This window comes from Rhodanobacter sp. OR92, from assembly GCF_000427545.1.
Lineage (GTDB): Bacteria > Pseudomonadota > Gammaproteobacteria > Xanthomonadales > Rhodanobacteraceae > Rhodanobacter > Rhodanobacter denitrificans.
Genome location: NZ_KE386557.1, coordinates 182,520 through 206,291 on the forward strand (window position 1 = coordinate 182,520; position 23,772 = coordinate 206,291).

General features: G+C 70.1%; 24 protein-coding genes. 2 read left to right on the top strand and 22 right to left on the bottom strand.

The features are described 5' to 3' along the window. Positions 1 to 65 precede the first annotated feature (65 nt). The 8 genes from cheD to RHOOR92_RS0115145 all read right to left on the bottom strand — a co-directional run bounded on the left by cheD (position 66) and on the right by RHOOR92_RS0115145 (position 8,614). Positions 66 to 716 carry a chemoreceptor glutamine deamidase CheD gene (cheD, locus tag RHOOR92_RS0115105; protein ID WP_015448481.1) on the bottom strand — a complete coding sequence of 217 codons (651 nt, stop codon included), beginning with the start codon at positions 714 to 716 and terminating at the stop codon, positions 66 to 68. Then, entirely contained in the window at positions 713 to 1,597 is an 885-nt protein-coding gene (locus RHOOR92_RS0115110; RefSeq protein WP_015448482.1) for a protein-glutamate O-methyltransferase, read from the bottom strand. Before RHOOR92_RS0115110 ends, cheD begins: the two co-directional genes overlap by 4 nt. 2 nt (positions 1,598 to 1,599) lie before the next feature. Further along, positions 1,600 to 3,321: a methyl-accepting chemotaxis protein gene (locus RHOOR92_RS0115115; protein ID WP_027490640.1), complete on the bottom strand. Its 1,722-nt coding sequence runs from the start codon at positions 3,319 to 3,321 to the stop codon at positions 1,600 to 1,602. Between the two features lie 18 nt (positions 3,322 to 3,339). Beyond that, positions 3,340 to 3,846, bottom strand: a complete 507-nt coding sequence (locus RHOOR92_RS0115120) for a chemotaxis protein CheW (RefSeq protein WP_027490641.1) — start codon at positions 3,844 to 3,846, stop codon at positions 3,340 to 3,342. 138 nt (positions 3,847 to 3,984) lie between these two features. Further along, positions 3,985 to 5,688: a methyl-accepting chemotaxis protein gene (locus RHOOR92_RS0115130; protein ID WP_027490642.1), complete on the bottom strand. Its 1,704-nt coding sequence runs from the start codon at positions 5,686 to 5,688 to the stop codon at positions 3,985 to 3,987. Between the two features lie 146 nt (positions 5,689 to 5,834). Continuing rightward, positions 5,835 to 7,826 (bottom strand): chemotaxis protein CheA, encoded by a 1,992-nt coding sequence (locus tag RHOOR92_RS0115135; protein ID WP_027490643.1) that lies wholly within the window; start codon positions 7,824 to 7,826, stop codon positions 5,835 to 5,837. Positions 7,827 to 7,836: 10 nt separating this feature from the next. Further along, on the bottom strand, positions 7,837 to 8,199 hold the full coding sequence (locus RHOOR92_RS0115140) for a response regulator (protein WP_015448487.1): 363 nt from the start codon (positions 8,197 to 8,199) through the stop codon (positions 7,837 to 7,839). A 13-nt stretch (positions 8,200 to 8,212) separates the two neighbouring features. Continuing rightward, a complete protein-coding gene (locus RHOOR92_RS0115145) occupies positions 8,213 to 8,614 on the bottom strand; it encodes an STAS domain-containing protein (RefSeq protein WP_231378403.1) in 402 nt (133 codons plus the stop codon). 122 nt (positions 8,615 to 8,736) lie between these two features. Here RHOOR92_RS0115145 and RHOOR92_RS0115150 point away from each other — a divergent pair, with 122 nt between their 5' ends. Next, the gene (locus tag RHOOR92_RS0115150; RefSeq protein WP_007506929.1) at positions 8,737 to 9,879 is read left to right on the top strand and encodes a flagellar hook-length control protein FliK; all 1,143 of its coding nucleotides are present in this window, start codon (positions 8,737 to 8,739) and stop codon (positions 9,877 to 9,879) included. Further along, positions 9,876 to 10,130 (top strand): hypothetical protein, encoded by a 255-nt coding sequence (locus RHOOR92_RS0115155; protein WP_027490644.1) that lies wholly within the window; start codon positions 9,876 to 9,878, stop codon positions 10,128 to 10,130. Before RHOOR92_RS0115150 ends, RHOOR92_RS0115155 begins: the two co-directional genes overlap by 4 nt. Before the next feature lie 36 nt (positions 10,131 to 10,166). Here RHOOR92_RS0115155 and RHOOR92_RS0115160 read toward each other — a convergent pair whose 3' ends face one another. From RHOOR92_RS0115160 to fliQ, 14 genes are all read right to left on the bottom strand, one after another. Then, positions 10,167 to 10,520, bottom strand: a complete 354-nt coding sequence (locus RHOOR92_RS0115160) for a DUF2802 domain-containing protein (protein WP_007506937.1) — start codon at positions 10,518 to 10,520, stop codon at positions 10,167 to 10,169. Further along, a complete protein-coding gene (locus RHOOR92_RS0115165) occupies positions 10,510 to 10,989 on the bottom strand; it encodes a chemotaxis protein CheW (protein ID WP_007506943.1) in 480 nt (159 codons plus the stop codon). Before RHOOR92_RS0115165 ends, RHOOR92_RS0115160 begins: the two co-directional genes overlap by 11 nt. Positions 10,990 to 11,026: 37 nt before the next feature. Beyond that, positions 11,027 to 12,034: a flagellar motor protein MotD gene (motD, locus tag RHOOR92_RS0115170; protein WP_027490645.1), complete on the bottom strand. Its 1,008-nt coding sequence runs from the start codon at positions 12,032 to 12,034 to the stop codon at positions 11,027 to 11,029. Next, positions 12,031 to 12,771 (bottom strand): flagellar motor protein, encoded by a 741-nt coding sequence (locus tag RHOOR92_RS0115175; protein WP_007506948.1) that lies wholly within the window; start codon positions 12,769 to 12,771, stop codon positions 12,031 to 12,033. Before RHOOR92_RS0115175 ends, motD begins: the two co-directional genes overlap by 4 nt. A 5-nt stretch (positions 12,772 to 12,776) precedes the next feature. Further along, positions 12,777 to 14,651, bottom strand: a complete 1,875-nt coding sequence (locus RHOOR92_RS0115180) for a chemotaxis protein CheA (protein ID WP_027490646.1) — start codon at positions 14,649 to 14,651, stop codon at positions 12,777 to 12,779. A 13-nt stretch (positions 14,652 to 14,664) separates the two neighbouring features. Then, on the bottom strand, positions 14,665 to 15,306 hold the full coding sequence (locus RHOOR92_RS0115185; protein ID WP_027484459.1) for a protein phosphatase CheZ: 642 nt from the start codon (positions 15,304 to 15,306) through the stop codon (positions 14,665 to 14,667). After that, positions 15,303 to 15,710 (bottom strand): chemotaxis response regulator CheY, encoded by a 408-nt coding sequence (cheY, locus tag RHOOR92_RS0115190; protein ID WP_007506954.1) that lies wholly within the window; start codon positions 15,708 to 15,710, stop codon positions 15,303 to 15,305. The genes RHOOR92_RS0115185 and cheY overlap by 4 nt, the downstream gene beginning before the upstream one ends. Before the next feature lie 62 nt (positions 15,711 to 15,772). Beyond that, positions 15,773 to 16,501: an RNA polymerase sigma factor FliA gene (locus tag RHOOR92_RS0115195; RefSeq protein ID WP_007506956.1), complete on the bottom strand. Its 729-nt coding sequence runs from the start codon at positions 16,499 to 16,501 to the stop codon at positions 15,773 to 15,775. After that, positions 16,498 to 17,454 (bottom strand): P-loop NTPase, encoded by a 957-nt coding sequence (locus RHOOR92_RS0115200; RefSeq protein ID WP_027484460.1) that lies wholly within the window; start codon positions 17,452 to 17,454, stop codon positions 16,498 to 16,500. Before RHOOR92_RS0115200 ends, RHOOR92_RS0115195 begins: the two co-directional genes overlap by 4 nt. Further along, a complete protein-coding gene (gene flhF / locus RHOOR92_RS0115205) occupies positions 17,451 to 18,704 on the bottom strand; it encodes a flagellar biosynthesis protein FlhF (RefSeq protein ID WP_027484461.1) in 1,254 nt (417 codons plus the stop codon). Before flhF ends, RHOOR92_RS0115200 begins: the two co-directional genes overlap by 4 nt. A gap of 112 nt (positions 18,705 to 18,816) precedes the next feature. Continuing rightward, positions 18,817 to 20,910, bottom strand: coding sequence for a flagellar biosynthesis protein FlhA (gene flhA, locus RHOOR92_RS0115210; RefSeq protein WP_027484462.1), 2,094 nt, complete (start codon positions 20,908 to 20,910; stop codon positions 18,817 to 18,819). Between the two features lie 15 nt (positions 20,911 to 20,925). After that, positions 20,926 to 22,062 carry a flagellar biosynthesis protein FlhB gene (gene flhB, locus RHOOR92_RS0115215; RefSeq protein WP_007506960.1) on the bottom strand — a complete coding sequence of 379 codons (1,137 nt, stop codon included), beginning with the start codon at positions 22,060 to 22,062 and terminating at the stop codon, positions 20,926 to 20,928. A gap of 4 nt (positions 22,063 to 22,066) precedes the next feature. Next, complete coding sequence (gene fliR, locus RHOOR92_RS0115220; protein ID WP_027490647.1) at positions 22,067 to 22,837, bottom strand: flagellar biosynthetic protein FliR; 771 nt, start codon at positions 22,835 to 22,837, stop codon at positions 22,067 to 22,069. Further along, on the bottom strand, positions 22,834 to 23,103 hold the full coding sequence (gene fliQ, locus RHOOR92_RS0115225; RefSeq protein ID WP_007506969.1) for a flagellar biosynthesis protein FliQ: 270 nt from the start codon (positions 23,101 to 23,103) through the stop codon (positions 22,834 to 22,836). Before fliQ ends, fliR begins: the two co-directional genes overlap by 4 nt. Positions 23,104 to 23,772: the final 669 nt, after the last annotated feature.

The window sequence follows — 23,772 nt, forward strand, 5'->3', positions numbered from 1 at the left end:
CATGCAGCCACGGCCCCGTCGCCCGCGACGGTGGCCCGATCGATTGCCACGCCGGAACCGCGACGCTAGAACAGCTCGACCTCACCCTTTATCGGATCGTTTGCCAAACGCTTGAGGTAGCCGCGCTCGTCGGCCACCAGCGCCACGTCGTCGCTGCGGCGCAGCTGGCGCACACGGACCCGCCCGCTGTGCGGGAAGAACTGCACCTGGCGCGGGTAGACGTCGCCCAGGTCCTCGGCCGCCAACTGCAGCCGCTCGGCCTCGATGTAGCGATGCACGAAGTCGATGTTGCGTTGGCCCACGTCGCTCAACTGGGCCAGCACGCGGCCGCCGCCGAACACCTTGACGCGCAGGTTCGCGCGCTGGCCGCCCGCCTTCAGGATCGCGTTGATCAGCTGCTCCATCGCGTCGCTGCCGTAGCGCGCGGCGCGCCCGATGGCCGACGACCAGCTGTCGCGCTCGCCCATCGGCTCGGGCAGCATGAAGTGGTTCATGCCGCCGACGCCGCGCTCCGCATCGTGGATGCAGGCCGACACGCACGAACCGAGCACGGTGCTGACCAGCTCGTCGCTGCCGCTCACGTAGAACTCGCCCGGCAGCACCCTCACCACCATGCGGCCCTGGGCCGGGTCCCAGAACCGGCGCAGGTGCTCGAAGCCGGGCATGGCCTCGGGCAGCGTGGTGGTACGGCGCTCGGCCGTCACTACCGGCGTCATCCGAGCTTCCGGTAGACGGTGCGGCCGATCAGCTCGAAATCGTCGTTGATACCGTGCAGCGACTCGGAGTGGCCGAGGAACAGGTGGCCGCCGGCCGGCAGCAGCGCGGCGTAGCGGCGGAACAGGCGTTGCTTGGTCGGCTGGTCGAAGTAGATCACCACGTTGCGGCAGAAGATCGCGTCGAACGGACCGCGCATGGGCCACTCGTGCAGCAGGTTCAACGGCTGCACGGTCACCAGTTCGCGCAGGCGCGGATGCACGCAGGCGAAGCCTTCGTACTCGCCGGCGCCGCGCAGCATCCAGCGGCACCGGCGCTCGTCGCTGATGCCGGCCAGCCGTTCCAGCGGATACACGCCGTTGCGCGCGGTTTCCAGCGCCTGCGGCGACAGGTCGGTGGCGAGGATCTTCGCGTCGATGCCCGCCGCGCCGTGCCGCTCCAGCGCCTCGGCCAGCACCATCGCCAGCGCATACGGCTCCTCGCCGGTGGAACAGCCGGCCGACCAGATCCTTAGACGGTCGCCGCTGCGGCGCTTCTGCTGCAGCCACTGCGGCAGCAGTTCGTCGACCAGCAGGTCGTAATGGTGCTGTTCGCGGAAGAAGGAGGTGACGTTGGTGCTGATCACGCTGGCGAGGTTGTCCAGCTCGCTCTGCGGGTCGTGCCGCAACAGCTCGCAGTACGCGCCGAAGTGGCGCAGGCCCAGCGCACGCAGCCGCCGCGCCAGGCGTCCCTGCACCAGTTGGCGCTTGTGTTCGCCCAGCGCGATGCCGCAATGCTCATAGACGAAGTCGCGCAGGAAGCGGAACTCGGCATCGCCGAGCGCCACCCCGCCGCCGTCCGCCGGCACGGCATCGCCTTGAACCATGCCGGCAGCGGCGCGCACGTTCAGAACTCCTTCCAGACGCCGGCATCCGCCGTCTCGGCGGCAATGGCGCGCGGCGGCGCCTTGCGTACCGCGGCGAACACCGCCTCGGTGGCGCGGGCCACGTCCTTCGCGCGCTCCGGCGGTGCCGCCGGCGACGCCGCGCCATCATCGGCCAGGCGGAAGAAGCCCACCTGGTTGGACAGGTCGCCGGCCTGCTCCTGCATGGCGCGGGCGGCGGCCGAAGCCTCTTCCACCAGCGCGGCGTTCTGCTGGGTCATCTCGTCCATCTGCATCACGGCGTTGTTGACCTGGTCGATGCCGGCCGACTGCTCCTGGCTGGCCGCGGCGATCTCGGCCACGATGTCGGTGACCTTCTTCACGCTCTCGACGATCTCGGCCAGCGCCTTGCCGGACTGGTTGACCAGCTCCGAGCCGCAACGCACCTTCTCCTCGCTCTCGGCGATCAGGCCCTTGATCTCCTTCGCCGCGCCGGCACTGCGCTGCGCCAGGCTGCGCACCTCGCTGGCCACGACCGCGAAACCACGGCCCTGCTCGCCGGCGCGCGCCGCTTCCACCGCGGCGTTCAGCGCCAGCAGGTTGGTCTGGAACGCGATCTCCTGGATCAGCCCCACGATGTCGCCGATCTTGCGGCTGGAGGCGTCGATCTCGCCCATCGCGGCAATCGCCCTGCCCGCCACCTCGCCGCCACGCTCGGCCTGCTCACGGGCGCCGCGGGCCAGCTGGTTGGCGTGGCTGGCGTTCTCCGCGTTCTGCTTCACGGTGGAGGTCATCTGCTCCATCGACGAGGCGGTCTCTTCCAGGCTGGAAGCCTGCTCCTGCGTGCGCTGGCTGAGGTCGTCGTTGCCGCGCGCGATCTGCTGCGCCGCGCTCGACACCGCATCGGAGCCGTGGCGCACCTCGCCCACGATCGCGCCGAGGCGCTCGTCCATGCTGCGGAAGGCGTCCAGCAACCGGCCCAGCTCGTCCTGCCGCTTGACCTTGATGACATGGCCCAGCCGGCCTTCGGCGATGGCATGCGCCACCTTGACCAGATGCGTCAGCGTGCCGCTGATCGAGCGCACCAGCAGGGTCGACACCAGCAGCGCGAACAGCAGGCCGCCGAGCAGCGCGGCAAGCACCAGCGCCCGCACCAGCTTGTAGCGGCCGACCTGGGTCTGATAGAGCTGCTTCACCTCGTCGCTCTGCGCCTGCATGAGCTTGTTGATGCTGTCCATCCGCAGCATCAGTTCCGGGCGCACCTGCATTTCCAGCAGGTCGCCGGTGCCTTCGTCGTTTTGCGCCAGCGCGTCGTAGATGTCCTTGAGGTTGCTCGCGTAGTCCGCGTCGGTGGCGTGGTAGGCCTTGTACTTCGCCGCGATGTCCGCGCTCATCGGCACCGCCGACAGCTGCTTGTTTACTTCCACGATCTCCTTCTGCAGGCGCACGGATTCGGCGACCTTCTGCTTCACCTGGTCGGGCTTGCCGATCGCCCCGGCCGCTTCGCCGAGCACGATGAAGTCGGTCAGCGACTTGGCGCGCAGGCTGCCGATCAGCTGGGCCGGCACCATCGCCTCTTCGTAGCTGCGCCGCATGCCCTCGTTCTGCCAGGACATCATGCCGAGGCCGACCGCCGCACCGGCCGCGAGCATCAGCCCGAGCAGCGCGAACACGCCGATCAGGCGCGCCTTGACGGACAGCGTCGGCAACTTGGTGAAACGTGCCATGAATTTCTTGATGTTCATCGTGATTCCCGGATCGGATCAGGCGGCAACTTCGACATTCCGGACGTCCGTCAGCGCGGCATCCAGCGTTTCAACGTCTTCCGGACGCATCAGCTTCTCCACGTCCAGCAGCATCACCATGCGCTCGACGTGAGTGGCCAGGCCCTTGAGGTAGCGCGTGTCGACGATCGCGCCCATGTCGGGCACCGGCTTGATCGCCGCCGGCTCGATGTCCACCACGTCGGACACCGCGTCCACCACGATGCCGAACAACCGCTCGGCGACCGCCACGATGATCACCACCGTGCTGTCGCCGTAGCTTTCGCGTGCCAGGCCGAAGCGCAGGCGCAGGTCCATCACCGGCACGATCGCGCCGCGCAGGTTCAGCACGCCCAGCACGTAGTCGGGGGTCTGCGGGATGCGGGTGACCCGCGACCAGCCGCGGATCTCGCGCACCGACAGGATGTCCACGCCGTATTCCTCGCCCGCCAGGTCGAACGTCAACTGCTGGACGGTGGGGGCCGTGGCCGCGTTGTCTTCGTACATGGATCGTCTACCTCGTGATAGGCGCCTGCGGGCGCCCGGCCTCGATGTTGTATCGGCCCCGCCAGAGAGGACTTGAGCACGCCGCCGCAGCCCGCCGCCCGCGCCGCCACGTCACCGCGACGACGCGGACGCCACCGCTCAGAACTCGCTCCAGCCGTCGGCCGCCGCGACGGCGGCGACCGGCCTGGCATGTCGCGCAGGCCGCGACGGCATCGACAGCACGCGCGCGCTCGGCGCGGCGGGCGTGGCTGCCGGCGCGGCCGCGTGCTCGTCAAGGTGGAAGAACGCCACCTGCCGCCGCAGTTCGTCGGCTTGCTCCTGCATCGCCCGCGCCGCCGCCGCCGCCTCTTCCACCAGCGCCGCGTTCTGCTGGGTCACCTCGTCCATCTGCATCACCGCGCGGTTCACCTGGTCGATGCCGGCGGACTGTTCCTGGCTGGCCGCGGCGATCTCCGCCACGATGTCGGTGACCTTCTTCACGCTGTCCACGATGCCCGCCAGCGCCGCGCCGGACTGGTCCACCAGCACGCTGCCGGCGTGCACCCGTTCCACGCTTTCCTTGATCAGGCCCTTGATCTCCTTCGCCGCCGCCGCACTGCGCTGCGACAGGCTGCGCACCTCGCTGGCCACCACCGCGAAACCACGGCCCTGCTCGCCGGCGCGCGCCGCCTCCACCGCCGCGTTCAGCGACAACAGGTTGGTCTGGAACGCGATCTCGTCGATCAGTCCCACGATGTCGGCAATCTTGCGGCTGGATGCGTTGATCTCGCTCATCGCTGCCACCGCCTGCGCCGCCACTTCGCCGCCGCGCTCGGCTTGCTCGCGCGCACCGCTGGCGAGCTGGTTGGCGTAGCCGGCGTTCTCCGCGTTCTGCTTCACGGTGGAGGTCATCTGCTCCATCGAGGCGGCGGTTTCCTCCAGGCTCGACGCCTGTTCCTGCGTGCGCTGGCTCAGGTCGTCGTTGCCCTTGGCGATCTGCTGCGCCGCGCAGCTCACCGCCTGCGAACCGTGCTGCACTTCGCCCACGATGCCGGTCAGCTTGTCGCGCATGCGCACCAGCTCGGCCAGCAGACTGCCCACGGCGAAGGCCTTGCCGCCGTCGTCCCGGCCGAGATCGCCGTTGGCGATGCGCGTGGCCATGGCCACCGCAAAACCCGGCTCGCCGCCGATGCTGCGGCGGATGCTGCGCAGCGACACCCACACTAGGGCGATCACCAGCAGGCCCAGCAGGCCGGCCCGGGCCAGGTTCACCATCAGCGTGTGGCGGAACTGCGCGTCGATGTCGTCGAAATAGGCGCCGGCGCCGAAATGCATGCCCCACGGCTGGTAGCGCTCGGTGTAGGTGAGCTTGCCCACCACCTTCCTGGTACTTGGCTTGAGCCAGTCGTAGTAGGTCACGCCGCGGCCGTCCTTCATGTCGACGTCGTGCATCGCCTGGAAGATCGGCTTGCCGTTCTGGTCAGTCATCTCGCGCACGCTGGTGCCCAGCTTGTCCAGCATCACCGGGTGCTCGGTCAGCACGTAGTTGTCATCGAACGCGAAGACGTAGCCGGCGCCCTTGTCCCACTGCATGTCGTGGATCTGCACCAGGGCCCGCTTCTGCGCCTCGGCCTCGCTGAACTCGCCCTTGGCGGCACGCGCGTGGAAGCTGTTGGCCACCGAAATCGTCGATTCGATCTCGCTGCGCAGCAGGCGTTCGAGCCCTTCCATCTGGCTGGCGCGGCTCTGCAACGCGTTCATCACGGTCAGGCCGAACAGCCCCAGCACGACCACCGACACCACCATGACCAGCCGCGCATTCAGGCTGAGCCGATCGAAGAACCCGCGTATGACGGACAACATGTCGCAAACCTCGACTTCGGAAAAGAAACCCGCCGGCCACGACGGCCATGCGGGGTGGCGCGCAACGGCGCCGAAACCCATCGCAAGAGGAAGCACCCGCTCCGTTCGCGTCCTTCTTCGCGCCGCCGCCGCGGCCACGGCGTGTCTCAGGCGGCCTTGCTGCGCCGCCCCAGCCGCACCACGCCACCCACATCGACGATCAGCGCGACCGAGCCGTCGCTGAGGATGGTCGCGCCGGACACGCCCTGCACCCGCTGGTAGTGCTTCTCCAGCGACTTGATCACCGCCTGCTGCTGGCCGAGCAGGTCGTCCACCAGCAGGCCCACGCGGCGGCTGTCGTCCTCGATCACCACCACGATGCCGCGCTCGACCTCGGTGATCGCGTCGGCGCAGTCGAAGGCGCGGTGCAGCCGCATCAGCGGCAGGTACTCGCCGCGGAACTGGAACACCTCGCCGCCGCCGGCGATCCGCCGCACCGCCTCGGCGCCGAGTCGCTGCGACTCGACGATCGAGGTCAGCGGCACGATGTAGCGCTCGTGGCCCACCGCGGTCACCAGCCCGTCGATGATGGCCAGGGTCAGCGGCAGCGCGATGGTGAACACGCTGCCCTTGCCCGCCTCGCTCTTCACGCCGACGCTGCCGCCGAGGTCGCGCACGTTGCGCCGCACGACGTCCATGCCGACGCCGCGGCCGGACAGGTCGGTGGCCTGCGCGGCGGTGGAGAAGCCCGGCTGGAAGATCAGCTCGGCCACCTCGATGTCGCTGGGTTCCTGGCCGGCGCCGAGCAGCCCGCGCTGCTGCGCCTTGGCCACGATGGCGGCGCGATTCAGCCCGGCGCCGTCGTCGCTGATCTGCACCACGATGTTGCCGCCTTCGTGATAGGCGTTGAGCTTGAGCGTGCCGGTCTCCGGCTTGCCGGCGGCCTTGCGCTGCGCCGGCAACTCCAGGCCGTGGTCGATCGCGTTGCGCACCAGGTGCACCAGCGGGTCGCCGATCTTCTCCAGCACCGTCTTGTCCAGCTCGGTGTGCTCGCCGTGCAGCTCCAGCCGGACCTGCTTGCCGAGCTTGCGCTCCAGGTCGCGCACCAGCCGCGGGAAGCGGTTGAACACCGAGCCGATCGGCAGCATGCGGATGCGCATCACGCTCTCCTGCAGCTCGCGGGTGTTGCGTTCGAGCTGCAGCAGGCCTTCGCGCAGGCGCTCCAGCTGCGAGGGCTGGAAGTTCTCGCCGATGTCGCTGAGCATCGACTGGGTGATCACCAGCTCGCCCATCATGTCGATCAGCGCATCGACCTTGTCGATGCCGACGCGGATCGAACTGCCTTCGCCGGCGGTGGTGGCTTCGCGTGCCGGCGGCGCGGCGGGCGCGGGCGCTGCTGCGGGAGCGGCAACCGCCGCCAGTGCCGCCGCGGCCGGCGATTCCGCGGCCAGCGCCGCGATGGCCAGCTCGCAGTCGCCGTCGAGCCAGTCGAACACGGCGTCGACGTCGCCGCGCGCCACCGCGCCGTGCAGGCGCAGCTCCCAGCCGAGATGGCAATGGCCGGGATCGAGCTCGGCCAGTCGCGCCGGCGCACTGTCGAGCACGAAGGCCCGCCGCACTTCCAGCCGGCCCAGTTGCCCAAGCTCGCGGAACAGCCGCAACGGATCGTTGCCGGTCTGCAGCAGGTGCGGCAGCGCGACGAAACGGATGTCCCAGCCGTTCGCCGATGCGGCCTTCGGCGCGGCCGCGGCGGGCGCCGTCGCCAGCTCGCCGCTGACCCGCCGCACCAGTTCGCCGCGCAGCGCCTCGCTGTCGGCGTCAGCCACCGGCTGGCCGCCGGCGGAGCGCGCCAGCATGGCGCGCAGGCAGTCGACCGAGCGCAGCAGCAGGTCGATCAGCTCCGCATCCACCGCGCGGCGCTCGCTGCGCACTTCCTCCAGCAGCGATTCGACCACGTGGGTGAACGCGGCGACGTCGGCGAAACCGAAGGTCGCCGCGCCGCCCTTGATCGAATGCGCGGCACGGAAGATCGTGTGCACCAGCTCGTGGTCGGTCGAACCCGAATCCAGCGCCAGCAACGCCGTCTCCATCGCGTCCAGCCCTTCCAGGCTTTCCTCGAAGAAGGTCTTGTGGAATTGAGTCAGGTCGACGGCGCCCATGGATCTTCCTTCAGCCCAGCACGCGCTTGACGGTGGCCAGCAGCTGCTCCGGGTCGAACGGCTTGACCAGCCAGCCGGTGGCGCCGGCCGCCTTGCCTTCCATCTTCTTCTCGGTGTGCGACTCGGTGGTCAGCATCAGGATCGGCACGCCCTTGTAGGCGTCCATCGTGCGCAGCTCGCGCACCATGGCGATGCCGTCCATCACCGGCATGTTGACGTCGGCCAGCACCAGGTCGAACGCGCTGCCGCGCGCCACGTCCAGCGCCAGTTGCCCGTTCTCGGCCTCGGCCACCTCGTGGCCGGCGCCGCGCAGGGTGAACGCCACCATGCCGCGCATCGAGACCGAATCGTCTACCGCAAGAATCTTTGCCATGCTGCCACCTCGTTCAGGCCGGCCCTGCGGCCGGCAGTTCCAGAATCCGCGCCAGGCCGAGCAGGCCAGCCGCCTCGTTGAACGCCTCGCTCGCGCCGCGCCAGTCCAGCGCGCCGCCGCGTGCCTGCAGCTCACGCCGCAACAGCACCAGCAGCTGCAGCGCCGCCGTATCGACACGCTCCACCTGGCTGGCATCCAGCACCACGCTGGCGCCATGCTCCAGCGCACCCAGCAGCTGCGTCTTCAGCGCGGCCTGGGCGGCGATGCGGCAGTCAGCCGGAAGCACCACCGCGGCCGCGCCGTCCGGCGCCGCCTGCCGCTCGTCCTGTTGCTGCTTCACCGCCCGTTTGCCGGCCATGCCGCCACTCCACGCGCGCTCGTTGGCGCTGACGAGTTGCTTATCGGCCGTCGCCACGATCGCTTTAGGGATCGCCAGCCGTGCCCCGGCATCGAACGCGGCTCAAGTTCCCCCGCGCGCGGCCGATGTCCTGCTGGACGAACCCGATCGCCCCCACCGGCCCGCGTGCAGGAACCGACTTGATCATCCAACCGACCAGCCTGGCCGCCCTCACCTGGGCCGGTGCCGCTTCCGGCACCAGCGCGCAAAGCTGGCGCATCGGCACGGTGCTGTCGGCGCGGCCGCTGGGGCTGAACCCGCAGGGGCTGCTGGTGCTGCAGGTCGGCGCGCTCGCGGTGGAGACGGAACTGCCCGGCAGCCAGTTGCCGGCGCAGTTCCAGGTCCGCGTGCTGAGCCTGGGTGCGCAGCCGCAACTGGAGGTGCTGTCGCCTCCCGCCGACCCGACCTTCCAGCGCGTGCTGCGCGAACGCCTGCCGCAGCAGAACGGCTATGCACCGCTGCTGGCCACGCTGGGCACGCTGGCGCAGCGGCCGGTATTGCGCCAGTTGCCGCCGGACCTGCGCGCAGCGCTGGCCCTGCTCGAACAATCGCTGCGCACGCCCGCCGAAATCACCCGCGGCGAAGGCCTGCGCGAGGCCGTCAGCCGCAGCGGCCTGTTCTTCGAATCCCGCCTGGCCAGCCCGCACGGCAACCTGGCGGCGCTGGCCGAGGACGACTGGAAGGGCGCGCTGCTGCGCCTGGCCGGGCTGCTCGACCGGCGCGCGCCGGCGCCGGCGCCGGCCAACCGCAGCGATGCCGCACCACCGATGCTGCAGCGTGGCATGCAGGCGCAACCGCGCGTGCCGCTGCCGCTGGTACCGGCCGACGATGGCGTGGACCCGCTGCTGGATCGCCTGCACGGCGACGTCAAGGCAGCCCTGGCACGGGTCGAGGTGGCCCAGCTGGAAGCCGGCACGAGCCCGCTGCCGGCATGGATGATCGAGATTCCGCTGCAGGGCGAGGGCGGGCGCGACGTGCTGCAGTTGCAGCTGGAGTTCAGCGCCGATCCCGTCGACGGCAGTCACGGCTGGACGCTCGGTTTCGCGCTGGACCTGCCCGCACTGGGCCCGCTGCAGGGCGAACTGCAACTGCGCGAGCCGCGGCTGACGGTGCGCCTGTGGGCCGAGCGGGCACAGACCGCGCAACGCATGGAGCGCCAGTTCGGCCCGCTGCGCCAGCGGCTGGCCGCCTGCGGCGTGCTGCTCGACCAGCTGAGCTGCCAGGTCGGCCTGCCGCAACCGCCGGGCCGGCACAGCGCCGTGCTGCTGCAGGCCACCGCATGAATGCCTCGCCGCCCCCGCGCCGGGTCAGCCTGCGGCTGGCCGGCGGCAACCACGCCGAGATCAAGCCGATGCCGCCGGAGGCGCTGGAAACGCTGCTGGCCCGCGCGCAGGTGCTGGGCCTGCCGCTGCATCACGATCCGCAGATCGCCGCCCTGCTGGCCTCGCTGCGCCTGCGCGACGACGTGCCGGTGCTGCTCTACGCGGCCGCCGCCTCGGTGCTGGCGGCCGTCTACGACGCGGCGGAAGAATGACCCGCGCGGCTCACGCCGGCCGGCGACGCAGCGCTTTCAGGAGTTGGCCGGGTGCATCTGCAGCACCAGCCTCGCCTCGTCGCGCGACAGGCCGCAGCGGCTGACCAGCTGGTCGAGGTCGGCGCCTTCGCGCGCCAGCCGTTGGGCCAGTTCGTAGGATTGCCGCAGCGGCGGCGGTTGCTGCTCGATCCGGCCGAGCTGACGCTCCAGCCGCCCCAGCGCGGTCACCAGCATCGAGGTCGGCACGTCGGTACAGGCATAGCCCGCCTCGCGCGACAGCGTGCCGACACGCCGCTGCAGTTCGCGCAGCTGGCGCCAGCCGTGGAACAGCAGCAGCGACTGCACCAGCGCCAGCGCCAGCAGGACGCCCACGCCAAGTTCAAGCCACATGGCCACCCCCGTCCTCGGCCCGGCACAGCCGGCGCACGTCGAGCAGGGCCACGAACCCGCCCTGCCAGGCCAGCACGCCGCTGACCGGATCGTCGTCGCGGCTGGCGCGCCCCGGCGGCGGCGGTGCGACTTCGATGCCGTCGCTGCACAGCAGTTCGCCGACCGCATCCACGCGCAGGCCGACGCGCTGGCCCGCCTGCGACAACATCACCACCCGCACCATGACCGGGTTCGCCGCCGACGCCTCCGCCAGGCCCAGCCGGCGGCGGCCGTCCATCACCGGCACGATGCGCCCACGCAGGTGGCGCACGCCGAGCAGGTCCGGCGCGGCGCCCGGCACCGGGGTCAGGTCGCCGTCGCGGATGACTTCGCTGACATCGTCCAGCGGCGCCGCATACAGCTGCGTGCCGATGCGGAACGACAGCCAGTGGCGGGTGTGTGTCGCGGACGCGGGGACGGCAGCATTCATGCGACTACTCCATGGCCGGTGACGACATGCATCGGATTCATTGGCTCGAACCGGCCTGACGCGCGGCGCCGGCGGCATGCGGCAACACCGCGGCGTCGCTGTCCGGCAACCGCTGGCCGGACGCGCCGCCGCTGACGGCGCGCACAGTCGGCAGTATATCGACCGCCGGCGGCGGCGCCGCCGCCAGGCCGGCGATCCCGCCGACGCTTTCCGGGGTGGCGTGGTCGCGCGGCGCGGTCGGGTGGTCGCTCATCACCACCACCAGCACCCGCCGGTTCTGGTTGCGGCCTTCCTCGGTGGCGTTGTCGGCGATCGGGCGCGTCTCGCCCCAGCCGATGATGCCCAGCCGCGCCGGGGCGATCCCGTTGGTGGAAAACAGCCGCGCCACGCGGGCCGCGCGCGCCGCCGACAGTTCCCAGTTCGACGGGTACAGCGTGTTGCTGATCGGCTTGTCGTCGGTAAAGCCCTCCACCCGCAGCGGGTTGCCGAACCGGGCCAGGATCGTCGCCAGGTCGCGCAGCACCGCCGTGGCCGGCTCCGACAGTTGCGCCACGCCGCTGGGAAACAGGATGTCGGTGCGGATCTCGATTTCCAGCCAGTCGGGCTTGTGCCGGACCACCACCAGCTTGCGGTCGATCAGGGGCTGCAGCGCCTTGCGCACCTGGTCCTCGATGCGTCCCAGGGTTTCCTGCGGCTTCGACTGATGGCCCGCCTCGCGCCCGCTGCCGCCGCTGGCCGGCACCGGATGCGGCGGGATCGGCACCGCGATCGGCACAATCGACGAACCCGACTGCCCGGCCGGCGCGGCGATCGCCGGATCGACGTTGTGCGGCCGGATCCGCGTCGGCGGCAAGGGCGCGATGGCGTGGCTGGAGCCGTTGAACGCCTCGATCAGCGACTCGGACATCACCCGGAACTTGCCCTCGTTGACCACCGAGACCGCGTACATCACCACGAAGAACGCGAGCAGCAGGGTCATCAGGTCGGCGTAGGGGATCGCCCAGGCCTCGTGATTGACGTGTTCCTCGTGCTTGTGCCTTCTCATGCCACGTAACCTTGCAGGCGCGCCTCGATCTGCCGCGGGTTGTCGCCCTGGGCGATCGACACCAGGCCCTCGATCAGGATCTCGCGCATCTGCGTCTGCTTGCTGATCAGGCCCTTCAGCCGCGCTGCCATCGGCAGCATGAACAGGTTGGCCAGCGCCACGCCGTAGATGGTGGCGACGAAGGCGGCGGCGATACCGTGGCCGAGCTTGCTCGGGTCGGCCAGGTTCTGCATCACCGCCATCAGGCCCATCACCGCGCCGATGATGCCCAGCGTGGGCGAGTAGATGCCGGCCATTTCGTACACCTTGGCGCCGGCCAGGTCGATCGCCTCGCGCGTTTCCAGGTCCACCTCCAGCACGCTGCGGATCGCCTCCGGCTCGCCGCCGTCGACCAAGAGCTGCAGCCCCTTGCTGACGAACGGGTCGGGCTCCGCCTCGATCTGCGGCTCCAGCCCGAGCAGGCCCTGCCGCCGCGAGATCTCGCTCCAGCCGACGATGCGGCTGATCAGGTCGCCCGGCTGGTGCCGGGGCGGCCGGTAGACCATCGAGAGCATCTTGAACGCTTGCTTGAGCACCTTGCCCTGGTTCTGCACCAGCAGGGCGGCGGCCGTGCCGGCGAAGACGATCACGAACGCCGCGGGATTCCACAGCGCACCCACGGTGGAACCCTTGAGGATGGTGCCCACGATGATGACCACGAAGGCCAGAATGGTGCCGATGATGCTTACCAGATCCATGCCGATCAGCCGGTCAGTTGCGGTGAAGTGGAAAGTTGCCCGGCATCGCCGGCCAGGCCGGCCAGGTCCATCACCAGCGCCAGCCGGCCGTCGCCGGTGACGGTGGCCCCGGCGATGCCCGGCACGCCGTCGAACAGCGGCCCCAGCGGCTTGACGATGACGTCCTCGCGGCCGAGTACCTCGTGCACCAGGCAGCCGAGGCGCTGGTGGCCGATGTGCAGCACCACCACGTGCCGCCCCGCCGCCACCATCGCGGCGGCCCAGCCGGCCAGGTCGAGCAGCGGCAGCGCGCGACCGCGGTGACGGGCCACCAGGCGCCCGTCCAGCAGGCAGTCCTGGTCCGCATCGAGTTCGAACACCTCCTCCACGTTGCCCATCGGCAAGGCGAACAGGCGCGTGCCCACGCGCACCATCAGCACGCGCAGCACCGCCAGGGTCAGCGGCACGGTCAGTTCCAGTTCGCTGCCGTGGCCCAGCTGCGAGCGCACCTGCAAGGTGCCGCCGAGTTCGGCCACGCGGGTCTTCACCACGTCCATGCCGACACCGCGGCCGGAGATGTCGGAGACCGCCGCGGCGGTGCTGAAGCCCGGACGGAAGATCAGCTCGTAGCACTCGGCCTCGCTCAGCCGCGAGGCCTGCGCAGCGTCGATCACGCCCTTCTCCACCGCCTTGCGGCGCAGGATCGCCGGATCCATGCCGCGACCGTCGTCGCGCACCGCGATCACGATACGCTCGCCGCGCTGGCTGGCCGACAGGCACACGCGCCCCTTGCGCGGCTTGCCTGCCCGTTCGCGCTCGGCCGGCTGCTCCACGCCGTGGTCGAGCGCGTTGCGCAGCAGGTGGATCAGCGGATCGGCCAGCGCCTCGACCAGGCTGCGGTCGAGGTCGGTGCCCTCGCCTTCCAGCACCAGTTCCACGTCCTTGCCGAGCTGGCGCGCCAGGTCGCGCACGATCCGCGGGAAGCGCTGGAACAGCCGGCCGACCGGCTGCATGCGCATGCCCATCACGGCGTTCTGCAATTCGTCGGTGACCCGGTCCAGCTCGCCGGCCGCGGCGGCCAGCACCTCGCTGCCGTGGCGCGCGGCCAGGCTGAGCAGGCGGTTGCGCACCAGCACCAGTTCGCCGGCGTGGTTGACCAAGAGGTCCAGCCGCGCGGTGTCGACCCGCACGCTGTTTTCCGCCGGCGCCGCATGATGCGCCGCCGTGGCCGCGGCGGGTTTCGGCGCAACCATTTCGGCCACCGCCGCCGGCGCCATCGCGGCTACCGCGGCCGGCTGCCCGGCCTTGCCGTGCAAGGCGTCCAGCAACGCCTCGAACTCGTCGTCGTCGATCGTCGCGGACGCGGCCGGCGCGACCGGCAACGCGGCCGGCGCGACGGTACCCGGCGCAGCGCTGCCGTACATGCTGTCCAGCAGCGCCTCGAACTCGCTGTCGTCGATCGCGCCGCCGTCCGCCGACGGCGCCGGCGTGGCCGCTGGCGCCACGACCGGAGCCGGCCGGGCTCCCGGCAGCAGCGATTGCAGCAACGCCGGCGGCGGCATGTCCAGCGGCGCTTCGGTGCTCACCGCAGCCATCATGTCGTTGAGCAGGTCGAGCGCCTCGAGCAGCGCATCCATGTGGACGGCGCCGAGCACCACCTTGCCGTTGCGGGCCTCGTTGAGCAGGTCCTCGGCGTGATGGCACAGCACCACCATCGGCTCGAGCGCGAGAAAGCCGGCGCCGCCCTTGACGGTGTGGAAGGCGCGGAACACCGCATTCAGCAGCTCGCCGTCGCCCGGCGCCGCTTCCAGCCCGACCAGCTGCTCGCCCAGCCGCTGCAGCAGTTCACCGGCCTCGACCAGGAAATCCTGGCGCAGCTCGCTGTCGAATTCCGCATTCATGACCGGCGACTCGTCAAAACCCGAATTCGCTGAGCAGGCGGTCGGCATCTTCCTGGCTGGACACCTTGGCCGCCTTGGCCGGCGCCTCGCTGCCGGCCAGCGCACCGGTCAGGCGCACCAGTTCCAGCAGCGACGACTCGACCGTGCCGATGAAGCTGGCCACCTTCTTGATGCGCTGCCCGGTCAGGTCCTGCCACGACTGCGCCAGCACCATGTCGGCGAGGCCGTCGCGGCAGCTGCCGGCGAACGCCACCGCCTCGCGCGCCAGCACCGCGGCGGCGTCGTTGCCGTTGGTCCACTCCAGCACCTGGCCGGCATTGCGCGTCAGCGACTCGGCCTGCGGCCGCATGCGTTCGGCGAAGTCGAGGCTGCGATGCGCCGCCTGCGCGCTCATCTCCAGCGCGTCCTGCAGGTGCTGGCGCGCGTCGGCCACGATGCCGGGCACGCCTTCCTGGGTCAGTTCGCCGCCGAGCCGGCGCACCGCGTCGTGCAGGTCGCGGGCCAGCTGGCCGAGCGCGCGGAACAGGCGCTGCTCGCGCTGGCGCACCATCACGTCCAGCGCCTGCTCGAACGCCTGGCCGTCGGGGCTGTTCAGCAGATCGCGCAGTTCGGGCGGCAGCGTCTCGTCGATGGCGAGGGAGGAAGAAACGTTCATGCGCTGACTCCACTGGCGGCGATCCGTTCGAAGATCTTGGTGAGTTTTTCCTTGAGCGTGACCGCGGTGAACGGCTTGACGATGTAGCCGTTCACGCCGGCCTGCGCGGCGGCGATGATCTGGTCGCGGTTGTTCTCCGCGGTGACCATCAGCACCGGCAGGCCCTTCAGCGCCTCCTCGGCGCGGATCGCGCGCAGCAGGTCGATGCCGGTCATGTTCGGCATGTTCCAGTCGGTCACCACCAGGTCGAACGGCTGGCTGCGCAGCAGCGCCAGCGCGCTCTCGCCATCGTCGGCCTCCTGGATCAGCGGGTTGCTGAAACCCAGCTCGACCAGCAGGTTGCGGACGATCCGGCGCATGGTGGAAAAATCGTCCACCACCAGGATTTTCATGTTCTTGTCCAAACGCTTTCTCCACGTGCGGTACAGGCCGAGGTCCGGCCGCGGGGATTCAATGGGTTACTGGATCAACTGCGCCAGCCGGCAAGTCGTGCGCGTAGCCGGATCACCGCCTGGCCATGGATCTGGCACACGCGCGACTCGCTCACGCCGAGCACGGCGCCGATTTCCTTGAGGTTCAATTCCTGCTCGTAGTACAGCGACATCACCAGCTGCTCGCGCTCGGGCAGGCCGCCGATCGCCTCGGCCAGCGCCTCGCGCATGCCGTCGCGCTCGATGTTCTCCGACGGCCCCAGGCTGCCTTCGTCGGCCACGTCGAGCACCGTGCCTTCCTCGCCGTCGTCCGAGGCGGTGAGGCTGAGCAGGCGCACGCAGGCCGCATCGGCGAGCACCTGGTGGTACTCCTCCGCGCTGATGCCGAGCCGGCGGATCACCTCGGCATCGTCGGCCTCCGCGCCGGTCTCGGTCTCGATCTGGCGGATCGTCTCGGCCACCTCGCGGGTCTTGCGGTGCACCGAGCGCGGGGTCCAGTCGGTCTTGCGCAACTCGTCCAGCATCGCGCCACGGATGCGGATGCCCGCATACGTCTCGAAGCTGGCCCCCTTGTCGTGGGCAAAATGGCGCGCCGCCTCCAGCAAACCGATCATTCCCGCCTGGATCAGGTCGCCCACATCGACGCTGGCCGGCAACCGCCCCATCAGGTGATAGGCGATCCTCCGCACCAGCGGCGCGTGCCGACGCACCAGTTCGTCGGCACTCTCGCGGGAGAGTTGCAGATATTCCGAAGCCACACTCATCTCGGCACCCCACCCACCGGTGTTGTCCGGCCAGCAAAAAAAGCAATCCGGTCGAGACCCGCGCGCTCGGGCTCCACCCACTTATCGGCCGCACCGGCCAATTGCTTGAATGCCAGCGCGGCATGGCTGGACGGCCACAGGTCGACCACCGCGCACTGCCGGCGAATGGCCTGGCGCAGGCGCTCGTCGTGCGGCACCCAGCCGCCGAACTCGATCACCACGTCGAGGAAGCGGTCGCTGACCCGCGCCAGCTTCTGGTGCAGAGCGCGCGCGTCGCCCTCGTTGCGCACCATGTTGGCGACCATGCGGATGCGGCGCACGCCGAAGTCGCGGCTGAGCACCTTGGTCAGGCCGTAGGCGTCGGTCAGCGACGCCGGCTCGTCGCACACCACCACGATCACCTCGGCGGCGGCGGCGGCGAACATCGTCACGTTGTCCGACAGGCCGGCGGCGGTGTCCACCAGTAGGTATTCGGGCGGCTGCGCCAGTTCGTCGAAGGCGCGGATGATCGCCGCATGCTCGCCGTTGTCCAGCTGCGCCAGCCGGCGCGCACCGGAGCCAGCCGGCACCACGCGCAGGCCGCGCGGTGCGGACAGCATCAGTTCGTCCAGCGTGCACTCGCCGTCGAGCAGGTGGCCGATGTGGCGCGACGGCGCGAGGCCCAGCATCACGTCGACATTGGCCAGGCCCATGTCGGCATCCAGCAGCACCACGTCGCGCCCGGCCACCGACAGCGCCATGCCCAGGTTCACCGCCACCGTGCTCTTGCCGACGCCGCCCTTGCCGCCGGCCACCGCGATGGTGCGGCAGTGCCGGCGCGCGGCGGGTGCGGCGGCCAGCAGGCTGCTGGCCTGGTGGTGTGCGGGCGGCGCCTCCGCGGCGGGCCGGCGGGTCATCGCCGACAGCATCTGCGTCAGCCCGGAAGCCTGGTCCATCGCCAGTACCCCGCTCATGCGCCAGCCACCGCGAAGCCGAAGCGCTCGGCCATCAGGCCGTCGTCGGGCGGCGGGCTTTTCAGCGACTGCGCGGCGCGGCATACCAGCACGCGTGCGTCCGCCGCGGCGATGTCCTCGGGCACGCGCTGGCCGTCGGTGACGTAGTCCAGCGGCAGCCGGTGGCGGATCAGCACCGACAGCGCCCCGCCCAATGCCGGCGCCTCGTCCAGCTTGGTCAGGATGCAGGCCTGCGGCCGCAGCGGCAGGTAGGCGCGCACCGCTTCGTCCAGCGACTGCGATTGCGCGTTCGCCGCCAGCACCAGGCAGGCGCGCAGGCCGCTGGCGTCGGCGAGGATCTCCAGTTGCTGGTTGAGCCGCGGGTCGCTGCCGGCGACGCCGGCGGTATCGATCAGCACGGTATGGCTGCCGCGCAGCATCTCCAGCACCTTGCGCAGGCTCGCCGCGTCGTAGGCCGGGTAGACCCGCGCGCCGAGCAGCCGGCCGTAGTGCTCCAGTTGCGCGGCGGCGCCGATGCGGTAGTGGTCGGTGCTGACCAGCGCCACCTGGTCGGCACCGTGGCGCATCACCGCGCGGGCCGCCAGCTTGGCGATGGTGGTGGTCTTGCCCACGCCGGTCGGCCCGACCAGCGCGACCACGCCACTGTCGTCGCCGGACAGGTCGCGGCCGCTCACCAGCAGGCTGCGGCTGAGCATGCCCAGCGGCAGGTAGCGCGCCTGCTCGGCGTTGATCGGCTCGGGCAGCTCGGCCACGAGGGCGCGCGCCACGTCGGCTTCGATGCCCAGCCGGGTCATCTCGCGCAGGATCCGCGCGCGCAGCGGCTGGCGCCGCTCCATGTCGTTCCAGGCCAGGCTGGACAGCTGCATCTCCAGCATCTCGCGCAGGCTGCCCAGTTCGCTGCGCAGCTGCGCGGTGTCCTGTGCGGCGCGTTCCACCAGCGGGCGCATCGCCGGCCTCTCGTTCGCCGGCGGCGGTACGGCGGCCACGCGCCGGCGCGGCGGCGGCGCGGTCGCCGCGGCCGGCTCGGGCTGAGGTTCGGCGATCGTCGCCTGGGACGGTGCGGCCGCGAGCGGCGCACCGTGCCGGACCGCCTCGCGCACCAGCGACTCGTCGTAGTCGATCGCGGCCACCAGCTCGATGCCTTCATCCAGCCGGCGAGTGGACAGGATCACCGCTTCCGGTCCCTGCTCTTCGCGCACTTCGCGCATCGCTTGGCGCATGTCCGGCGCCACGAAACGTTTGATCTTCATGTCCGATTGCTCCGCTGCATCACGCGGACGACGCGGCGGGCGCGGCGGGAGAGCCGCCGAGTGGAAGTTCCGGTTGCGCGTTGCCTGACCATCGCCATCTCATCCATCCTGTTCACCGCCCCAGCGCCTGCACCAGTCGCACCCGACGGTTGTCGGGCACCTCGTTGTAAGCGAGTACGTGCAGGTTCTGTGCCACGTGACGGGTGAAGCGCGCGAGCCACGGCCGCAGCAGCGGCGCGACCAGCAGCACCGCCGGTTCGCCGCTCAATTCCTGGCGCCGCGCGGCGTCGGCCACGCTCTGCTGCAGGCGGTCGGCCAGGCCCGGTTCCACCGCGGCGCCGGCCACGCCACCGCCGCCGGACAGCGAGCCGAGCAGGATCTGTTCGAGCTCCGGCGCCAGCGTGATCACCGGCACCTCGGTGCCCAGCCCGGTGATCTCCTGCACGATCTGCCGGCCCAGCGCGACGCGCACGGCGGCGGTCAGAACGCCGGGATCCTGACTCTGCCCGGCGTGCTCCGCCAAGGATTCGACGATGCTGCGCATGTTGCGGATCGGCACCCGCTCGGCCAGCAGGTTCTGCAGCACCTTGACCACCACGCCCAGCGTCAGCCGCTTGGGCACCAGGTCCTCGACCAGCTTCGGCGCGTTGGCGGCGAGCCGGTCCAGCAGTTGCTGCACGTCCTGGTGGCTGAGCAGCTCGTGCGCGTGGCCCTGCAGGATGTGCGACAGGTGGGTGGCGATCACCGTGGCCGGGTCGACCACGGTGTAGCCGTAGCTCTGCGCCAGCTCGCGCTGGCCGCTCTCGATCCACACCGCTTCCAGCCCGAACGCCGGATCCTGCGTGGCGATGCCCTGCAGGGTGCCGTGCACCTGGCCCGGATTGATCGCCATCAGGCGCTCGTTGTGCACCTCGGCCTCGCCCATCGGCACCCCCATCAGGGTGATCCGGTAGGTGTTGGGACCTAAGTCGAGGTTGTCGCGGATGTGCACCGCCGGCACCAGGAAGCCCAGCTCCTGTGACAGCTTGCGGCGCACCGACTTGATCCGCCCCATCAGCTCGCCGCCCTGGTGCACGTCGACCAGCGGGATCAGCCGGTAGCCCACTTCCAGGCCCAGCGGATCGACGCTGGCCACGTCCTCCCAGCCCAGCTCCAGCCGCTCGGCTGGCGCCGTCGCGACCGGCTTCTCGGCAACCGACTCGGCCAGCCTGGCTCGCGTCTCGCGCTCGCGTTTCAAGAGCAGCCACGCCACGCCGCCGCAGCTGGCGCCGAGCAGCAGGAACGCCACGTTCGGCATGCCAGGGATCACCCCCATCACGGTCAGCACCACTGCCGCCACGCCGAGCGCGCGCGGCTGGCCGAACACCTGGCCGATCACCTGCTTGCCCATGTCCTGCGATTTCGACACGCGGGTCACGATGATCGCCGCCGCCACCGACAGCATCAGCGCCGGCACCTGCGCCACCAGTCCGTCGCCGATGGTCAGCAAGGTATAGGTCTTGGCCGCTTCGCCGGCGGACAGGCCGTGCTGCATCACGCCGACGAAGAAGCCGCCGACGATGTTGATGATCAGGATCAGGATGCCGGCGGTGGCGTCGCCGCGCACGAACTTGGAGGCGCCGTCCATCGAGCCGTAGAAGTCCGCCTCCTCGCGCACTTCCTGGCGCCGCTCGCGCGCCTGCTCCTGGGTCAGCAGGCCGGCGTTGAGGTCGGCGTCGATCGCCATCTGCTTGCCGGGCATGGCATCGAGGGTGAACCGCGCGGTCACTTCCGACACGCGGGTGGCGCCCTTGGTGACCACCACGAAGTTGATGATGGTGATGATCGCGAACACCACCAGGCCGACCGCGAAGTTGCCGCCGATCACGAACTCGCCGAACGCCTCGATCACCTTGCCGGCGGCGCCGGGGCCGTCATGCCCGTGCAGCAGCACCACGCGGGTGGAAGCGATGTTCAGCGCGAGCCGCAGCAGCGTCGCCATCAGCACCACGGTGGGGAATGCGGCGAACTCCAGCGGTCGCATCACGTAGACCACCGCCAGCAGGATCACCAGCGACAGCGCGATGTTGAAGCTGAACAGCATGTCGAGCAGGAACGGCGGCAGCGGCAACATCAGCATCGCCAGCATCACCAGCATCATCACCGGCGCGCCAATACCCCGTCGCGCCAGGTGTTTGAAATTGCCCAGTACATCTGCACCCGTCATGGATTTGACTCGTCGTTATTCGCGGTAAGGCCCCATCAGGTCCGGATCGACCTCGGGGGTGGGCGCTGCCGGTGGTGTCTCGCCCTGCGCCGTGGCTTGCTTCAGCTGGTAGACGTAGGCCAGGACCTGGGCCACCGCCACGTACAGCGCGGCGGGGATTTCCCGGCCCAGTTCAGTCGTTGCATACAAGGCGCGTGCCAACGGCGGCGCCTCGACCAGCGGGATGCGATGGCTGCCCGCCACCAGGCGGATCTGCTGGGCCAGCACGTCGACGCCCTTGGCGATCACCCGCGGCGCGCCGGTGCGGCCTTCGTCGTAGCGCAAGGCCACCGCGAAGTGGGTGGGATTGACCACCACCACGTCGGCCCGCGGCAAGTCCTCCATCATGCGGCGGCGCGCCTGCGCCTGCTGCACCTGGCGGATGCGCCCCTTCATCTCGGGGTTGCCTTCGCTTTCCTTCATCTCGTCGCGGATCTCCTGGCGGGTCATGCGCAGGTTTTTCGCGTGGTCGAATTTCTGGTAGATGGCATCGATGCCGCCGATCAGCGCCAGCATCGCGCCGAACCACAGCGCGGCGCGGCCGAGCAGGCCGATCGACTGCGCGATCCCGGCCAGCACCGAACCGCGGCCGGTGGCCTGCAACTCGCCCTGCCAGTGCCGCAGCAGCAGGGCCAGCACCGCGCCGATGAACAGCAGCTTCAGCAGCGCCTTGCCCAGCTCGACCAGACCGCGCATCGCGAAGATCCGGCCCAGCCCCTTGACCGGGTCGAGCCGCTCGAACTTCGGCTGCAACGCCTGCGCGCTGAAGTTCATCCCGCCCAGCAGCAACGGCGCGGCCAGCGTGGCCAGCATCGTCGCCAGCGCCACCGGCGCGAACAGCCCCAACGCCTCGTACACCACCGCATGCAGCGTGCGGCCCGGCAAGTCATCGCTGAACAAGGCGTCGCGCGAGTAATGCATGCCCAGCGAGAAGATCCGCCTGGCATGCACCAGCGCCTGCTCGCCGCCGCTCATCAGCGCCGCCACGCCGGCCAGCACCACCAGCGCGCCGGACAGGTCGCGCGATCGCGGAACCTCGCCCTTCTCGCGCGATTCGCGAAGCTTCTTCTCGGTCGGTTGTTCGGTTTTTTCCTGGTCGCTGTCGTCGGACATGGCCTCAGCCTCCGAACAGTTGGCGCATCAGCGACCAAGCGCTATCCTGCAGCGCCTCGAACGCGCCCGGCAGGCTGCGCAGCGACAGCCACAGGGCGATGAAGCCCAGCGACACGGTGATCGGGAAGCCCACTGCGAACAGGTTCATCGACGGCGCCGCGCGACTGATCGCGGCGAAGCCGATGTTCACCACCAGCAGCGAGGTCACCGCCGGCAGCGCCACCCGCACCGCGCCGGCAAACAGTTCCGCGGCGAAGCCGACCACCGCGTGCAGGCCGTTGGCGTCGATCGTCGGCACGCCCGGCGGCAGGCTGCGGAAGCTGTCGGCGAGCAGCGCGATCAGGCGCAGATGGCCGTCCATCGCCAGGAACAGCAGGGTCACCAGCAGCAGGTAGAACTGGCTGAGCACGTTCGAGCTGCCGCCGGCCTGCGGGCTGATCACCTCGGCAAAACCCAGGCTCATGCTCTGCCCTACCAGCTCGCCGCCGAACGACACCGCCTCGAACACCAGCTTCAGCACGAAACCCACCGCCGCGCCGATCAGCACCTGTGCGGCCATCGTCGCCACGCCGGCGCCGCTGAGCGGGTCGATCGCCGCCGGCGCCAGCGGCGCCAGCACCAGCGCCAGCACCACCACCACGCCGACGCGAACCCGCGCCGATACCACCGTCGCGCTGAACACCGGCGCCACCAGGCACAGCCCGCTGACCCGGCCGACCGCCCAGAACAGGCTGCCCAGCCACGCCGGCAACTGCGCCAGATCCAGCGCCGTCATCTGACCGCACCCGGCAGGCTCTCGATCAGCTGCGTGGTGTACTGCACCAGCAGGCGCAGCATCCACGGCCCGGCGATCAGCGCCACCAGCGCCATCGCGATCAGCTTGGGGATGAAGCTCAGCGTCATCTCGTTGATCTGCGTGGCCGCCTGGATCACGCCCACCAGCAGGCCCACCGCCAGCGCGGTCAGCAGCAGCGGCGCGGCCACCAGCATCGCCACGTAGAGCGCGTGCTGGCCGATTTCCATGATGGATTCGGGGGTCATGGGCAGGCTCCGGTAGTGTGCTTCGCCGCAGCAGCGGCGGAGCGCTGTCGCGCCTGCAGCTGCAGGAGCGCACTTGTGCGCGATGCTCTTGCTTCGTTCAGGGCAAAAAGCTTCAGAGGCAAGAGCTTTCGTGCGCCTGCGGCGCCCGAGTTACTTCTCTTTTGCTTGTCCAAAAGAGAAGTAACCAAGAGAAAACGACCCCCCGCTTGGCGCTTGCCGGGCATCCTGCCCGGCAAGTCCGTGAGCCGGGGCCGGGCTTTTCGAACGGGCATCCTGCCCGTGCGAAAAGGAACCGACATCCCTGTCGGTTCCCGCTGCGCGGCCTGTCGACCCCGACTCACCGCCGCGCAAGGGACCCCGGTAGAGCAGCGGGCCATCGTGGCCCGCACTCGGTGATGAAGCCGGGAAGCAAAAGCCAGAGAGCAAGGCCCAGCGCTGCTGTTGCACTGCCGTTGATCCGGCTGTTGATCTGGCTGTTGCTCTGGCTTTTCTGAAGAGTGCGGGCCACGATGGCCCGCTGCTCTACCCGGGGCCCCTCTGCAGCGGCGGGCGGGCGAAGGAAAGCCCGCAGGGTGGCCGGCAGGGATGCCGGCCAGTTTGGCGTCAGGGCAGGATGCCCTGTCGACAAACCCCGTAGCCCGCACGCGGACTTTCCGGGCAGGATGCCCG